Below are 15,257 nucleotides of genomic sequence, written 5' to 3'. Positions count from 1 at the left end.
TGAAGAAGTATTCAACACACTTATCGAGCCCTATAAAAAAGGTGACCACGAGGTCACCTTTTTGTGCAAACGCTGTAGGAAATCTACCTCACACCTGTACTCCGCAATGCTGCAGGCGTGTAGTCCCCGGCTTTGGCGGCGATGTTGAATTCGAAGCTGCGCTTCTCCTCGTTCTTCATCCCCAAGGCGATGTAACGACCGGCAATCAGGTCGTACAGCGCTTCAACGGTGTAGGCCGGGACCTGATGATCGTAGTAGAACTGCGCGTGCCCTTCAGCCACCCGCCAGAGCTGGCCACGACCGTCGTAATGATCGGCCAGGGCCACCTGCCAGGTGTCTTCGTCGATGTACATGTGACGCTTGGCATACACATGCCGCTCATTGGGCTTGACCGTGGCAACCACCTCCCAGACCCGATGCAGCTCATAGCGGGTCAAGTCCTGGTTGATGTGCCCGGCCTTGATCACATCGGTGTACTTCAGGTTAGGCGAGTCGAGCTTGTAGCTGTTGTAGGGGATGTACATTTCCTTCTTGCCGATCAGCTTCCAGTCATAGCGATCCGGCGCGCCGGAAAACATGTCGAAGTTGTCCGTGGTGCGCAACCCGTCGGACGAGGTGCCCACGCCGTCATAGGCCACTTGCGGTGCCCGGCGCACACGGCGCTGACCGGCGTTGTAGATCCAGGCCTTGCGGGGTTCCTGGACCTGGTCGAGGGTTTCGTGGACCAGCAGCACGTTGCCCGCCAGGCGCGCCGGCGCGGTGACTTCCTGCTTGAAATAGTTGAGGACGTTTTCATCGCTGCCTGGCTTCAGGTCTCCCAGCAGTGACGGCACCGCCACTTCGTCCTTGAAGCGGATGACCGTGAAATCACCATTGGACTGGGGCGTGGCCTGGGTGATGGTGCGACGCAGGTTGCCGCCGTGATAACGGGTGATGTGGTTCCAGATCACCTCGACCCCGTTCTTCGGAATCGGAAAGGCGTAGTAGCGATTGCCGGTGAAATTGGCCAGGCCGTTGCCGTCATTGGTCGGCGTCACATTCAGTGCGCTGCGCTTGGCCGCCTCGTAAACCTCCGGCGGCAGTGCCGCCGTGCGATGGCTCGGATAGACCGGTATTTTGTAGGTCTCGGGGTAGCGCTTGAACATTGCGACCTGGCCATCGGACAGCTTGTCCTTGTACTGGTCGACGTTCGCGGCGGTGATGATGAACAAGGGTTTTTCATTGGCGAACGGATCGGCCAAAAAGCCCTTGCTGTCCACCGCACCCGCATTCTTGGGAATACCACCGGTCCAGGCTGGAATCGTTCCGGCGGCATTGCCGGCCTTCTCGGCGCCCAGGGGCGTGAGGCTGGTGCCGAGCTTGTTGGCTTCTTCGGCCGATACCGCCGCCATCACGTTGACGGCCAGCAGGCTCAGGGCCAGGGCGGTGCCCAATTGCAGAATCATCTTGCGCATTGAATTCATCCTTTTTCAGCCAGGTCAGAAGTTCACGCCAAAGCTCAACGCGACAAAATCGCGGTCTTCGAGCACGTTGTAGTCACCGCCGAAGAAGTCGGTGTAACTGAGGCTTGCGGTGTAGGTGTTGCGGTAGTCCGCATCGACGCCGAGGCTGACCGCCTTGGCCCCTTCATTGAACAGCCCGTTGGGGCCGTAGCCGGCGACGTCGTGGGACCACGACAGGTTGGGACGGAAATTGATCCCGGCGATGACGTTGTTGTAATCGAGGATGGCGCGGGCGCGATAACCCCAGGAGGTCGACGTGACGAAACCATCGGTATCACCGCCGAAGCCGTATTGGCCGTACACCGAGTCGCGGCCGTAGCGCAACTTGCTGCGCGCCTCCAGGCCACCGACCCGGACCACGGCCGCTTCACCCACCAGGGTCAGGCGATCCGCGCCCGCGACCTGGTCGACGAAGTGCGTCAGGGTGCTCTGGACCTGGGTCACTTCCTTGCGCCGGTAGCCTTTGTTGTCGGCACCCGGTGAAGTCTGGATCGGCGACGCGGCGCCACCGGCAATCGGGTTGAGCATCGCCAGGGTCAGGTCGGTGCTGTTGATCTGCACGGGCAGGTTGGGGCGATAGCTGATCTCGCCGGTCCACGCCGTGCCGGTGGGCAAGGTAGTAGAGAAGCTCGCGCCATACAGGCGAATGTCTTCCGGGTATTCAAGGTAATACTGGCCGCGACCGAGCATTACGCTTTGCGCCAGGCCTGAGCCGCTACCGGGAGCGATACGGTTGGCGGCCGCGACAATTCCGGGAATGCTCGCCAGTGTGGACAGGCCGGCCGTCGTGGTACCGACGTTGGGCGTACGACTGTGGTAGTTCATGAAATACAGACCGTACTCGGTGTCATCCCCCAGCCAGCGCAGCGCAGTACCCCACTGCCCGGAATCCCGGGCATCGCGGTCTTGACCACGAGGAACGACCACGCCTTCGCGGGTGACCTCGAAACCCTGGCCAAACGCAGCGGCAATCGGCTGCAATGGCGCAATGGCCGGGCTGGCCACGGTGTAGCCCTTGTCACACCCATCGGCCACCACGTCGGTGCCGAAGAAGGTGCCGCAGTTATCGACGACGGTCTGGTCCCACTCCAGCTGATAGAAGCCTTCCACCGTCAACTTGTCCGTCAGGCCCTGGGAGGCGAACAGCATGTTGACCGGAATCAGGCCCTCCTTGATCTCTGCACCGGGACGGCGGAAAGCCGAGACGTCGACCGGGTTGATGCTGTTGATCGAGTTGCCGATGAAGGTGCTTTCGCCCCAACTGACCACCTGCTTGCCGGCGCGCACCGTGCCTGGCAGATCGGCGATGGAATAGTTGTGATAGACGAAGGCGTCGAGGATCTGCCCGCCGGACGACTTGGAGCCCTCTTTGCGATTGTGATCGCTGATCGGCTTGAACGGCCGGTCTTCGTCCTTCAATTCGAAGTCGTACCAGTACTTGCCACGGACGAACACGCCGGTGTCGCCGTACTTGAGTTCAAGGTCGTGAATACCCTTGAAGATCTTCGAGAAAGTTTCACCCTTGCTGAAATTCTGCCGCCCGTCATCACCCGTCGACGCCTGCCCGCTGCCACCGTTGACGATGCCGACCAGGGCATCATCGGCATCGCGCATGCCCCAGCTCGCACCGACCGACAGCGAAGAGTCGAACGTGCCCTCGATTTCGCCAATGTTGAATGAAAGCGCCTGCGCCTGGGCACAGCACCCCAAGGCCACCGCAACGGCCAGCGCCTGCGGTGTGAAGATGGCGCGCATTGTTGTTTTTGTCATGCGTCTTCCCCGGTGAGTGACAGAAGGCCACACCCTACTGCCGCACGCCGGGAGCGATAAGCGCACCAAGGAGGTATTCGTGGTGTCGCTCGAAAGGATGAATGGCTGCGTGGCACGGGGGATAACGCGGGGGCATAGACACACTGGATGTGAAGGCATCATTCAGAAACATGGTCTACGCTGCTGGCAGGCAGGACTGTTGCACCAACCGTAACGGTGCATCTCCGCGATCGCTATTTTTCCTTGGCCGGCAAAGACTTATTCTTGCCCTGCGCTTTCGGGAAAGCAGCCGCAAAGCGCCCTCGCGGTTCGCGACAGATTTCAGATGATTTGAACGTATCGAGTCATCACCCCGTGTACATCGACGTTGATTTGTAGCTCCTGGATCCAACGTCTTCTTTGGCCGCTGCGTTTGCAGCGGCCTTTTTTATGGGCGGTGGTTTGTGCGGAATTTCCCAACCACTAAAGTTAAAACGTACGTCCTACAAGAAATTTCCTATAACACTATAAGAAATAGCTTTTCACACAGAAAGATAATCCAGCATATATTCCTGCCGGATCGAAACCTCTCTCAATTTCCTCTGTAAAAGCCTACGCACTTCTCAGACCCCTTACTTGTCATTTAGCTGTAACTTTTTAGTGGCCAGACAAGACGGTTGGTAGCGTAACCGCGCCAACATGTTTGCATTCCAAACACGCGCCTACTAAAAGGATTTTAATATGCAAAGGCCACCAGCGCGCCCCAAGGACAAAAATTCAAGACCCGGCTTTCTTGAAATAGACACGCCGCTGGTAACAATCGGGGTAGCACCCGATCACTTTATTCCCCCTCCCCAATCGGGAACGCGTTTGCAAGCGGGACCTTTTGGACCTGGGGTATCAACTTATAATCAAAATCGTGGAACCGTAATAAACACCACTCGAGCGCTGGAACAGGAGTATCAAACCAGATCGGCTCAGCTACCGGCAACCCTGGAAGCAGAACTTACAGCGACCCGAAATGAAGGCCCCACGGACCCGGTGCCACCATTGCAATCAATCGCACGGGAATTAGGCGTACTGAGTCCCCCGCATGGAACAATGTTCATACTGCCACTTTGGAAGATTTCAAACTGAAAGATGATCCCTCACTGCTGTACACGCCGGAAGCGCTAGCCGCTGCGGAGAAACAAGATGAGCGTGACTATCAACGATTCCTGAAGGAGATATGGAAATGAGCGATATTCAACAAATCGTTAACAATGAATCCTTAGACGATATCGTTACAGTTTTCGCTCTAATTAAAGCTCACCCGCATTTAGACATGATGATATGTCGCTATAAGCCTGAAGCCATCCGGCACGGAGAACTTCGAATCTCCTATGCGCGACTGTTTGAAAAGGGTGTTTTAGTGAAGGGGGAAAAGGGACTATCAAACAAAGGGCCCAACTGGAAAGCCCCCCAGTTCGTCATAGAAAAACGCTACGTCGAGTAAAAAATCACACCCCAAGCCGCACCTTGCGGCTTGGGGTATCTAAACCCTTAAATCGAATACTTCTGCAAATTCCCCATCATTTCCTTCAGCGCCTCAATATTGTCCTTCGGATGCGCCGCGCCTTCGAAATCACAAATCTGCTGCCAGTGCGCCGCGACGTCTTCCGGGGAGAAACCGACCCGCGGATCGAACCCGGCGCCGAGGCTGCGTTCCCAGCGCACCTTGCCCATCCAGCCGCCGCCGACTTCGAACAGCCCGGAGGTTTCCTGGCAGTTCTCGCTGGCCAGGTACACCACCAGCGGGCTGACCAGTTCCGGCTTGAGTTGCTCGAACACTTGCGGCGGGATCAGGCCTTCGGTCATGCGGGTGCCGCCGGTGGGGGCGATGGCATTGACCAGGATGTTGTTCTTGCGGCCTTCGATGGCCAGGGTGCGGGTCAGGCCGTAGAGGCCGAGCTTGGCCATGCCGTAGTTGGACTGGCCGAAGTTGCCGTAAATGCCCGAGGTGGACGCGGTGAAGATGACCCGGCCATAGTTTTGCTCGCGCAGGTGCGGCCACGCGGCGCGGGTGACTTTGTAGGCGCCTTCGACGTGGACGCGATACACCAGGTCCCAGTCGCCATCCTCCATTTTGTGGAAGGTCTTGTCGCGCAGGATGCCGGCGTTATTGACCACCACGTCGACGCGACCGAAGACGTCAAGGGCGTGCTGGACGAGTTTGTCGCCGTCGGTGACCGAGTCGTGGTTGGCGACGGCGGTGCCGCCCGCCTCACGAATTTCGCTGACCACGCGGTCTGCCGCCGAGGCATTGGCGCCTTCGCCCTGGGTCGAGCCGCCGAGGTCGTTGACCAGCACCTTGGCGCCCTGTTTGGCGAACAGCAGTGCGTGCGCCCGTCCCAGGCCGCCACCCGCGCCGGTGATGATCACGACTTTATCTTCGAAACGCACAGACTCATTCATGGGGAACTCCAGCAGGCCAGGGACAATGGATTGGAGTGTCAGGCACGGCGTTGCCGGTCACAATGAATACGGGGGAGGCTGAATGGTGTGCGATAAGGTAGGGGGATGATGAACATGAACCCTGTAGGAGCGAGCTTGCTCGCGAAAAACCTGAGAGCACCGCGGGGTGTCAGGCTCCCCGCGTCATCGTTGACCTCCATCGCTGGCAAGCCAGCTCCTACAGGGGATCGGGTGTGGTCGCGAGGGGCGGTTTCCACAGGGCTACTAGGAGCAGGCCACCTTGAGCGGCATTGCGATCAACCGGTCGCGAAACGCCAGGTAGTGCTTGAGCACCTGGCATGGCGCTTCGATCTGTGGGTAATGACCAATGTCGCTGAGCAGGACCGCGTCCGCGTTGGGGATCAGTTCACGGTAGCGCGCCACCATGTGCGCACCGGAAATCGGATCGACCTCGCCATCGATCACCCGCAGCGGCACGTCGCCGCGCTGCATCGCCCCGACCCAACGCTCGCGTTGGACTCGCCGCTCGGGGATGTAGGCAATCAATTTGTGCATGACTCGTGGCCCGTGATTACTCTCAACGAGGCTCCAGAAATCATCCATCTGGCTCTCGCTGGGACGGGTCTGCGGGCCGAAGATCTGGCGGAAACTCTTCACCAGGCCATCGCGACTGAACGCACGGCCGATCATCCAACCCAGCGGGCTGAGCAGGAGTTTTTGCACCAGCACCGGGCGATGGGTTTCGGGGAATAGCCCGCCATTGAGGAACACGCAACTGGCGAGGTCGATGCCCGCTTCGTAGTGCCGGGCCAGCAGTTCCTGGGCCACGCTGTCGCCGTAGTCGTGGGCCAGCAGGTGCAGCGGTTGCTCGACGCCCAGGTGGGCCAGCAGCGCCTGTTGCAGGTCGGCCTGCTCCAGCAGGCTGTACTCGTGATTCAGCGGTTTGGCCGAATCGCCGAAACCGAGCATGTCACAGGCAATCACCCGATAACGCTGGGCCAAGGGTTGCCAAAGGTAATGCCAGTCCCAACTGGCGCTCGGGAAACCATGGATGAGCAACAGCGGCTCACCCTGCCCCGCCGTCCAGTAACGGATGGCGTGACCACGAAACAGGAAAGTCTGGCCGCGCTTGCGCCAGACACTCAGGGGGATCTCGGCAAGTTGCATTAGAGTTTATATCCCGGGTCGAGTTTATCGAGCTTGCGCAGCAGCGCCGGCCAGGCCAGCGCTCCGCCCATTCCTTGAGCACTTTTGGTGACACCGGCGATCATCGCCTTGGCCCCCGCGAGAATCTGCGGTTCGATGGCAATCAGTTCGGCGCCACCGTTCTGCGCCATGACCTGGATATCGCAGGCGCGCTGAAAGATAAACATCGCCAGGAAGGTGTCGGCGATGGTGCTGCCACAAGTCAGCAGACCGTGGTTGTGCAGCATCAGGAAATTGTTTTCACCGAGGTCGGCTTGCAGTCGCGCCTTTTCCTCGTGGTTGAGGGCAACGCCTTCATAGGCGTGATACGCCAGGCTGGACAGGACAAACAGCGACTGCTGGCTGATCGGGAGAATGCCCTGGCGCTGCGCCGACACCGCCACGCCCGAAGCCGTATGGGTGTGCAGAACGCACACGACATCGTGGCGAACCTCATGCACCGCGCTATGGATGGTGTACCCCGCCGGGTTGATCTCGTAAGGGCTGTCCATCAACTTGTTGCCGGCCTGATCGACCTTGACCAGGCTCGAGGCGGTAATTTCGTGAAACATCAGCCCATAGGGGTTGATCAGGAAGTCTTCGGTGCCGGGCACCTTGGCGGAGATGTGGGTGAAAATCAGATCATCCCAGCCATGCTGGGCGACCAGGCGGTAGCAGGCAGCGAGGTCGACGCGGGCCTGCCACTCGGCAGCGCTGACTTGGTCTTTGACGCTGGAAGCGGATTGGACGGGGGCTACGCTCACGAAAAGGAACCTCGGTTTTTATTATGGAGTGTTTCCAATGACTACCGAGTCTAGTCACCCTCCGAGGTTCGCGTAGTTGCATTGGCAGCCAGCTTGATGGCCGAGCGAGTCAGCGGTGTCGATCAGCCCCGCAGGGCGTCGACCAGTTCCGCCAGCCAAGGCTCGGCGTCCGTTTCCGGGGTCACGCTTTCACTGGCGTCCAGGCGCAGCATCGGCAGGACTTCGACAATGCCCAACTCACCGAATAGCTCGCGCATCAGCTCACCACCGCCGCAAAAGGTATCGCCATAGCTCGCATCGCCCAGGCCGATCACGGCCCCCGGCAAGCCTCGCCAGGCACTGGGCAGCAGGTCGCGAATCATCGAGTACAGGGGCTGCAGGTTGTCCGGCAGCTCGCCCATGCCGGTGGTCGACGTCACCGCCAGCAAGGCTTCGGGCGCGAAGGCCTGAAGATCGGCGAGGCTGGCACGGGGGTTGTGGAAGGTTTCGAAACCGGCGTCTTTCAAAATATTGGCGGCATGGCGGGCAACTTCTTCGGCCGTGCCGTACACCGAGCCGGAAATGATGGCGACTTTCATCAATCTGATCCTGAAGCTGAATAAAAGACCGGGATATTAACAGCACGGTCTGGATTGTTCTTTTAGAATCCCACAGACGACCAACAAGGAAGGGTTTTACCGATGATCAACGCGAAGCTGCTGCAGCTGGCGATCAATGCCTCCAACGACGGAATCGTGATTGCCGAAAAGGAAGGCGATCAGGACAAGATCCTGATCTACGTCAATCCGGCTTTCGAACGCCTGACCGGCTACACCAGCGAAGAAATCCTCTACCAGGATTGCCGCTTCCTGCAGTCAGGCGACCGCGACCAGGACGCCTTGCCGAAGATTCGTGACGCACTGGACAGTGAAGGCTCCTGCCGGGAAATCCTGCGCAACTACCGCAAGGATGGCACGCCGTTCTGGAACGAACTGTCGCTTTCGACGGTGAAAAGTCCGAGTGACGGGCAGGTTTATTTCATTGGCGTACAGAAGGACGTGACCATCCAGGTCAAGGCGCAGCAGCGAGTGGTGCAGCTTGAAGCTCAATTGGCCGAGGTCCAGGCCGAGCTTGATGCGCTCAAAGCGACGAACGGCAAAAACAAAACCGCGAATTAATTGTCATTAACTACAATCACCAGTGCCTCTGTAACTAAATTTTTCGAGCCCATCATGCAACGCGACGCGCTCCTCACCCAGGACGAGCTGGATTTTATCCAGACTATGCAACACAACCCGCAGCTGAATGTGCGGGATACGACGTCGAGCCTGCTGGTAAACGGTGGGTCGCAGATCCGTGACCTGCTCACGCGCTTGGCCGCGCATGAGCAGGTCACCCTGCAAGCCAATTTCGAAAACCAGCAAATGACCTTCCCCCTGCATTTGGTGGAAGACGAATTTCATGCCATGCACCTGCGCCTGGGCGTGCCGAGCATTTATGAAGGCGGGCCATCGGTCCGGCCATGGCGGCTGGTACTCGACGAACCGGTGGCGCTGGAAAACGCCAAGGGCCAACCCGGCACCCTGTGGGTGCACGAAGTATCGTTCAAAGGGGTGTTGCTGGAGATTCGCAACAAGACCAAGGCACCCAAGCATTTCGCCTTGTGGTTCAGCCCATCAGGTTATGAGCGGATCGCCTTGCGTGGCACGCTGGAAAAAGAAACCGAGCGGGGTTTCTTTGCCTACCAACTGAGCCAGAACGACTTGGATGAAACCGAGCGCCTGCGCCAGTTCATTCTGCAACAACATCGCTTGACCCATCCTACCCTGCACCTCTGAGCCCTGCCCTTCTGAACCCTGCCCCTCTGAACATCAGGTATCCAGGTTGCCCGCCAGAAACTGGTTGAGGCGCTGACGCATCACCGTTCCCTCATTTCCCAGGCATCCGATCGATGACCCGGCGAGGTTTTCCTGCGCCAGGTCGCACGCATCACCGGCCAGCAGCAAAGGGCAATCCAGGCTCATCGCCAGACGATTCAGGCGCCGGGGCAAGTCGGGGCTGGGGACGTGGTTGGAAAACAGCACCAGCGCCCGGGGCTTGATCCTTTCGCAGACCAAGGTAAGTTCGTCGAACGGTTGGCCGGTGGTCAGCACCCGCACCCCCATTTGATCGTTTGCGAGGAACAACGCGGCGATCAGCAATTCAAGCTCGCGACACTGGCCTGCCAAGGCGCTCACGATGACGCGCCTGGGGTGCCTGTCACGGATCAACAGCAGGCGCTGCACCACCCGTGAGCGCAGGAAACCATCGAGGAACAACCACTCGCTGGCCCGGCCAAACGTGTCCTGGCGCTGCAGCAATTGCCGCCACAGCGGAAGAAGGATGTCCTGGAAAACAACCGGCTGGGAGTAGCTGGAAAAAATCTGCCCATAGACCTGCTCCAGCCGGGCGTCGTCAAAAGCGCTGACGGCAGCCGCAAGCTGTTGCTGCCATTGTGCGTAATCGGCCTGCACCAGATTGTTGGGAATGATGTGGGCCAGTGCCTGTAACGGCGCTGCCTTGGCCAGGATCTTGCTGATCTTGCTGACCGCTACCCCGCGCTCGATCCAGTTGAGGATGCTGCGCACCCGCTCGATATCGGTCATCGAATACAGGCGGTGCCCGCTTTCGGTGCGAGTGGGCACGATCAGGCCATGCCGTCGCTCCCATGCGCGAAGCGTGACCGGGTTAACACCGGTAAGGCGCGCCACCTCGCGAATCGGAAAAAGCTCTTCCCGTTCCAGGGAGAGCGCCGGTGACACATCCAGGTCAACGTCGGTCAAGACAGGCATTTATCGGCCTACATCCATGTGTGGTTCAAATCCCATTGTACCTCCGCTGCACCTCTATGGTTCAAGGCATAGATTGTTACCGAGCCACTGACGTCGCGGGTAGAATCAGGAATAATTTTTGCTTGTCCCAAGATGCAGCCCACCACCCCGGCGCTGCGCCTGGCGAAACTCCTACCCGGAGCGACGCATTTGTTTACGGAGATACATGATGTCTACCTCCCCCGTCACGCTGATGGTGGCGCGCCGCGTCGCCGATGGGCGTTATCAGGACCTGATGGTCTGGTTGCGCGAAGGCGAACAACTGGCCACCGACTTCCCCGGTTACCTGGGCTCCGGCGTGCTCGCTCCGCCGCCCGACGATAACGAATTCCAGATCATCTTCCGCTTCGCCGACGAACCGACGCTGCACGCCTGGGAGCACTCGGCTTCGCGTACCGCCTGGCTGGCCCGTGGCAGCGATCTGTTCGCTCACCCGAAGGAACATCGGGTCAGTGGCATCGAAGGCTGGTTCGGTGCAGCGGGACAACGCCCGCCGCGCTGGAAACAGGCTGTCGCGATCTGGCTGGCGTTTTTTCCGGTGTCGCTGTTGTTCAATTTTGTACTTGGGCCGTTGCTGAGTGAGATGACGCTGTTGCCTCGCGTGCTGATCAGCACCCTGTGTCTGACGCCGTTGATGGTCTACTTCTTCATTCCGTTGTCGACCCGCTTGTTGGCCAGTTGGTTGAACAGCACATCTGCACGACCGTTGCCTGTTCGACCGTCCACCCAAAACCGCTGAAATAGGTAGACCGCCCGCGTCGCTGGTATAGTTTTGCTCTTACCGCGATGCGAGCCGTTCATGACCTCTACCGCAGCCCCCATTCTCATCACCGGTGCCGGCCAACGTGTCGGCCTGCATTGCGCGCAGCGCTTGCTCGAAGACGGTCATCGGGTGATTTTCAGTTACCGCAGTGAACGTCCCGGCGTGCAAACCTTGCGTGACCTGGGGGCGATCGGGCTGTTCGCGGACTTCTCCAGCGAAGCCGGGATCGTCTCCTTCATCAGTGAACTGAAAACCCATACCGACAGCCTGCGAGCGATAATCCACAACGCCTCCGAATGGCTGGCCGAAACACCGGACACCGATGCCACGGCATTCACCCGCATGTTCAGCGTGCACATGCTGGCGCCTTACCTGATCAACCTGCATTGCGCCGACCTGCTCGAACGCTCGAGCCCCGCCGACATCGTGCACATCAGCGATGACGTGACCCGCAAGGGCAGCAGCAAGCACATCGGCTACTGCGCCAGCAAAGCCGGGCTCGACAGCCTGACCCTGTCCTTCGCCGCCAAATATGCGCCCGGCATCAAGGTCAACGGAATCGCCCCCGCCCTGCTACTGTTCAATCCCGACGATGATGCGGCCTATCGCGCCAAGGCACTGGCCAAATCCGCGCTGGGCATCGAACCTGGCAGCGAAGTGATCTATCAGAGCCTGCGTTATCTGCTCGACAACCCTTATGTCACCGGCACCACCCTGACCGTCAACGGCGGAAGGCACATCAAATAAGTGTCCCTGAGGAACTTCCATGACGCTTTCCCTACCCCAGAACGGCCTGTCACAGAGCTATCGCGAGATCCTCATCGGGCTCGGAGAGAACCCAGATCGCGAAGGCCTGCGTGATACGCCGCTGCGCGCGGCCAAGGCCCTGCAGTACCTGTGTCATGGTTACGAGCAAAGTGTCGAGGAAATCATCAACGGCGCCTTGTTCGCGTCCGACAACGATGAAATGGTGATCGTCGACAACATCGAGCTGTATTCGCTGTGCGAACATCACATGCTGCCCTTCATCGGCAAGGCGCATGTGGCTTATATTCCAACGGGCAAGGTGCTGGGGCTGTCGAAGATTGCGCGGCTGGTGGACATGTTCGCCCGTCGCCTGCAGATCCAGGAAAACCTCACCCGGCAAATCGCCGACGCCGTGCAACAGGTGACCGGCGCGGCCGGCGTCGCCGTGGTCATCGAAGCGCAGCACATGTGCATGATGATGCGCGGCGTCGAAAAACAGAATTCGACCATGAACACCTCGGTGATGCTCGGCGCCTTTCGCGAGTCGAGCAACACCCGCCAGGAGTTCCTGCAATTGATTGGACGGAGCAAGTAGCAATGCCACAACTTCAACCAGGCATGGCGCGCATCCGGGTCAAGGACCTGTGCCTGCGCACCTACATCGGCATCAACGAGGATGAAATCCTCAACAAGCAGGATGTGCTGATCAACCTCACCATTCTGTACGCAGCCCAGGAAGCGGTGCGCGACAACGATATCGATCACGCGCTGAACTACCGCACCATCACCAAGGCGATCATCGCCCACGTGGAAGGCAATCGTTTTGCCCTGCTCGAACGCCTGACCCAGGAGTTGCTGGACCTGGTCATGGCCAACGAGTCGGTGCTGTACGCCGAAGTCGAAGTCGACAAGCCCCACGCCCTGCGATTCGCCGAGTCGGTGTCGATAACGCTTGCAGCGAGCCGCTAGCTTCAAGCTTCAAGCCGCAAGCTGTAAACTGCACCTCACCGCCAACCATCTTGCAGCTTGAAGCTTGCCGCTTGAAGCTGTCTCACAGAGCCCCCCATGACCGATCAAGAACGCCTTGAGCTCGAAGCCGCCGCCTTCCGCCGGCTGGTGGCCCACCTGGACAGCCGCAAGGATGTGCAGAACATCGACCTGATGAACCTTTCCGGTTTCTGCCGCAATTGCCTGTCGAAGTGGTACAAGGCCGCGGCCGACGAGCGCCAGATCGAGGTCAGCCTCGATGACGCCCGCGAAGTGGTCTACGGCATGCCGTACGCCGAGTGGAAAGCCCAATTTCAGCAAGAAGCCAGCGCCGAACAACAAGCGGCGTTCGCCAAAGGAAAACCCAATGAGTGATTTGAACACCCTGCGCGCCAGTCTCAAGAGCGGCGAACACGTCTTCGCCGACACCCTGGCATTCATTGCCGCCGGTTACGACTACCAGCCCCAGGCCTTCAACAATGGCGGCGTGGAAAACGCCGCCGGGCAGAACGAAGGCTCGTGCAAGACCCTGGGCCTGGCATTGCTGGAAGGCCTGAGCGATGACGAAGCACTGCTGGCGTTCGGCGAGCATTACCGTTCGGTGCTGGCGACGCCCGAGGGCAGCGATCATGGCAATATCCGGGCGTTGATGGTGCATGGCCTGGCCGGTGTGAAATTCACCCAGCAGCCCCTGACCCGCCGCTGATCCTTGTAGGAGCCGGCTTGCCGGCGAAGGCGTCCTGAGGGGTGATGCCAAATTCAAGGGCCCCTTCGCTGGCAAGCCAGCTCCTACAGGTTCTGCGTCTGTTTTTGGAATGTTCAACACATCCCGACTTTTAAGATTAACCCGCTCACTTTATTTCGTTTGCCCGCCACCGCTGCACGCGGCTTAGATAAAAGAAGCCTCCCTTCTTCCGAGCCGACTACCCATGCGCAGTGAAACCATCAGCCAGTCGATCAACATCGTTCACCCTGTCACCCTCAGCCACGGCAAAAACGCCGAGGTCTGGGACACCGATGGCAAGCGCTACATCGACTTCGTCGGCGGCATTGGCGTGCTGAACCTCGGCCATTGCCATCCGCGCATCGTCGATGCCATCCGCGAACAGGCCACACGGCTGACCCATTACGCCTTCAACGCCGCGCCCCATACGCCCTATATCGAACTGATGGACCGCCTCAGCGCCTTTATCCCGGTCGATTACCCGGTCAGCGGCATGCTCACCAACAGCGGCGCCGAAGCGGCGGAGAATGCGCTGAAGATCGTCCGTGGCGCGACCGGGCGTACGGCAGTGATAGCCTTCGATGGCGCTTTCCACGGCAGAACGCTGGCCACCCTCAACCTCAACGGCAAGGTGGCGCCCTACAAACAGAAAGTCGGGGTGTTGCCCGGGCCGGTGTATCACCTACCGTTCCCCAGCCGGGACAACGGCGTGACCTGTGCCGATGCCCTGAAAGCCATGGAGCGCCTGTTCAGCGTCGAGATCGATGTTGCGGACGTGGCCTGCTTCATCGTCGAGCCGGTGCAGGGCGAAGCGGGTTTCCTGGCCATGGATGTCGAGTTCGCCCAGGCATTGCGCAAGTTCTGCGACGAAAAAGGCATTGTGCTGATTGCCGATGAAATCCAGTCCGGCTTCGGCCGCACTGGCCAGCGCTTTGCATTCTCGCGACTGGGCATCGAACCGGACCTGATCCTGCTGGGCAAGAGCATCGCCGGCGGTGTGCCGCTGGGTGCGGTGGTCGGGCGCAAGGCGCTGCTGGATAACTTGCCCAAGGGCGGGCTCGGTGGCACCTATTCCGGCAACCCTATCGCTTGCGCTGCTGCGCTGGCGACCCTGGACGAAATGACTGACGCCAATCTGCAGGCCTGGGGTTCGCAACAGGAAGAAGCGATTGTCAGTCGCTACGAAAGCTGGCGCGATCGTAATCTGTCACCGTTCCTTGGCCGCCTGACCGGCGTTGGCGCGATGCGCGGCATTGAACTGGCCAACGCTGACGGCACACCGGCTTCAGCTCAGTTGACGCAACTGCTGGCCCTGGCGCGGGACGCCGGTTTATTGCTGATGCCCAGCGGCAAGTCGCGCCACATCATTCGCTTGCTGGCGCCATTGACCACCGAATCTTCGGTGCTGGAGGAAGGCCTGGACATCCTTGAGGCGTGCCTCACCAAACTGACCTGAACACAAAACCAATGTGGGAGCAGGCTTGCTCGCTCCCACAGGGGATAGCATTCAGGCATGAATTGCAGACAGAAAAA

At 59.5% G+C, this 15,257-nt stretch carries 17 protein-coding genes and 1 pseudogene; 10 read left to right on the top strand and 8 right to left on the bottom strand.

The features are described 5' to 3' along the window. Positions 1-83 precede the first annotated feature (83 nt). Positions 84-1,454, bottom strand: a complete 1,371-nt coding sequence (locus SOP95_RS00985; RefSeq protein ID WP_274073974.1) for a DUF1329 domain-containing protein — start codon at positions 1,452-1,454, stop codon at positions 84-86. A gap of 24 nt (positions 1,455-1,478) precedes the next feature. Further along, positions 1,479-3,272: a DUF1302 domain-containing protein gene (locus tag SOP95_RS00980; protein ID WP_274073975.1), complete on the bottom strand. Its 1,794-nt coding sequence runs from the start codon at positions 3,270-3,272 to the stop codon at positions 1,479-1,481. Positions 3,273-4,485: 1,213 nt separating this feature from the next. Between SOP95_RS00980 and SOP95_RS00975 the strand changes: the two genes are divergently transcribed. Further along, positions 4,486-4,746, top strand: coding sequence for a hypothetical protein (locus tag SOP95_RS00975; protein WP_323605589.1), 261 nt, complete (start codon positions 4,486-4,488; stop codon positions 4,744-4,746). A 47-nt stretch (positions 4,747-4,793) separates the two neighbouring features. Here the strand turns inward: SOP95_RS00975 and SOP95_RS00970 are convergent, their stop codons facing one another. From SOP95_RS00970 to SOP95_RS00950, 5 genes and pseudogenes are all read right to left on the bottom strand, one after another. Then, positions 4,794-5,705: an SDR family oxidoreductase gene (locus SOP95_RS00970; RefSeq protein WP_323605588.1), complete on the bottom strand. Its 912-nt coding sequence runs from the start codon at positions 5,703-5,705 to the stop codon at positions 4,794-4,796. 95 nt (positions 5,706-5,800) lie between these two features. Further along, a pseudogene (locus SOP95_RS00965) lies at positions 5,801-5,905 on the bottom strand (outer membrane lipoprotein carrier protein LolA); the annotation flags it as partial. Between the two features lie 64 nt (positions 5,906-5,969). Beyond that, positions 5,970-6,872 carry an alpha/beta fold hydrolase gene (locus SOP95_RS00960; protein ID WP_274073979.1) on the bottom strand — a complete coding sequence of 301 codons (903 nt, stop codon included), beginning with the start codon at positions 6,870-6,872 and terminating at the stop codon, positions 5,970-5,972. Then, on the bottom strand, positions 6,872-7,654 hold the full coding sequence (locus SOP95_RS00955) for a class II aldolase/adducin family protein (protein ID WP_274073980.1): 783 nt from the start codon (positions 7,652-7,654) through the stop codon (positions 6,872-6,874). The genes SOP95_RS00960 and SOP95_RS00955 overlap by 1 nt, the downstream gene beginning before the upstream one ends. 122 nt (positions 7,655-7,776) lie before the next feature. Next, positions 7,777-8,232 carry a flavodoxin gene (locus SOP95_RS00950; protein WP_323605585.1) on the bottom strand — a complete coding sequence of 152 codons (456 nt, stop codon included), beginning with the start codon at positions 8,230-8,232 and terminating at the stop codon, positions 7,777-7,779. 102 nt (positions 8,233-8,334) lie between these two features. Between SOP95_RS00950 and SOP95_RS00945 the strand changes: the two genes are divergently transcribed. Then, positions 8,335-8,811, top strand: a complete 477-nt coding sequence (locus tag SOP95_RS00945; protein WP_274073982.1) for a PAS domain-containing protein — start codon at positions 8,335-8,337, stop codon at positions 8,809-8,811. Positions 8,812-8,865: 54 nt separating this feature from the next. Beyond that, positions 8,866-9,471: a hypothetical protein gene (locus SOP95_RS00940; RefSeq protein ID WP_323605583.1), complete on the top strand. Its 606-nt coding sequence runs from the start codon at positions 8,866-8,868 to the stop codon at positions 9,469-9,471. 33 nt (positions 9,472-9,504) lie between these two features. Here SOP95_RS00940 and SOP95_RS00935 read toward each other — a convergent pair whose 3' ends face one another. Further along, positions 9,505-10,464 (bottom strand): MerR family transcriptional regulator, encoded by a 960-nt coding sequence (locus tag SOP95_RS00935; RefSeq protein WP_274073984.1) that lies wholly within the window; start codon positions 10,462-10,464, stop codon positions 9,505-9,507. A 208-nt stretch (positions 10,465-10,672) separates the two neighbouring features. Between SOP95_RS00935 and SOP95_RS00930 the strand changes: the two genes are divergently transcribed. The 7 genes from SOP95_RS00930 to SOP95_RS00900 all read left to right on the top strand — a co-directional run bounded on the left by SOP95_RS00930 (position 10,673) and on the right by SOP95_RS00900 (position 15,180). After that, on the top strand, positions 10,673-11,242 hold the full coding sequence (locus SOP95_RS00930) for an antibiotic biosynthesis monooxygenase (RefSeq protein WP_323605582.1): 570 nt from the start codon (positions 10,673-10,675) through the stop codon (positions 11,240-11,242). A gap of 60 nt (positions 11,243-11,302) precedes the next feature. After that, complete coding sequence (folM, locus tag SOP95_RS00925) at positions 11,303-12,013, top strand: dihydromonapterin reductase (protein ID WP_323605580.1); 711 nt, start codon at positions 11,303-11,305, stop codon at positions 12,011-12,013. A 19-nt stretch (positions 12,014-12,032) separates the two neighbouring features. Then, positions 12,033-12,608, top strand: coding sequence for a GTP cyclohydrolase I FolE (folE, locus tag SOP95_RS00920; RefSeq protein WP_323605578.1), 576 nt, complete (start codon positions 12,033-12,035; stop codon positions 12,606-12,608). 2 nt (positions 12,609-12,610) lie between these two features. Next, positions 12,611-12,982, top strand: coding sequence for a dihydroneopterin triphosphate 2'-epimerase (gene folX, locus SOP95_RS00915; RefSeq protein WP_008054404.1), 372 nt, complete (start codon positions 12,611-12,613; stop codon positions 12,980-12,982). 96 nt (positions 12,983-13,078) lie between these two features. Next, entirely contained in the window at positions 13,079-13,375 is a 297-nt protein-coding gene (locus SOP95_RS00910; RefSeq protein ID WP_272604657.1) for a DUF1244 domain-containing protein, read from the top strand. After that, entirely contained in the window at positions 13,368-13,706 is a 339-nt protein-coding gene (locus tag SOP95_RS00905) for a HopJ type III effector protein (protein ID WP_323605575.1), read from the top strand. Before SOP95_RS00910 ends, SOP95_RS00905 begins: the two co-directional genes overlap by 8 nt. Before the next feature lie 223 nt (positions 13,707-13,929). After that, the gene (locus SOP95_RS00900; RefSeq protein WP_323605574.1) at positions 13,930-15,180 is read left to right on the top strand and encodes a 2-aminoadipate transaminase; all 1,251 of its coding nucleotides are present in this window, start codon (positions 13,930-13,932) and stop codon (positions 15,178-15,180) included. Positions 15,181-15,257: the final 77 nt, after the last annotated feature.

The sequence above is a fragment of the Pseudomonas sp. YuFO8 genome, from assembly GCF_035065025.1.
GTDB classification, from domain to species: Bacteria; Pseudomonadota; Gammaproteobacteria; order Pseudomonadales; family Pseudomonadaceae; genus Aquipseudomonas; species Aquipseudomonas putida_AE.
The sequence above is the reverse complement of the archived record's forward strand: the minus strand, read 5'-3'. Positions and strand labels throughout refer to the sequence as shown.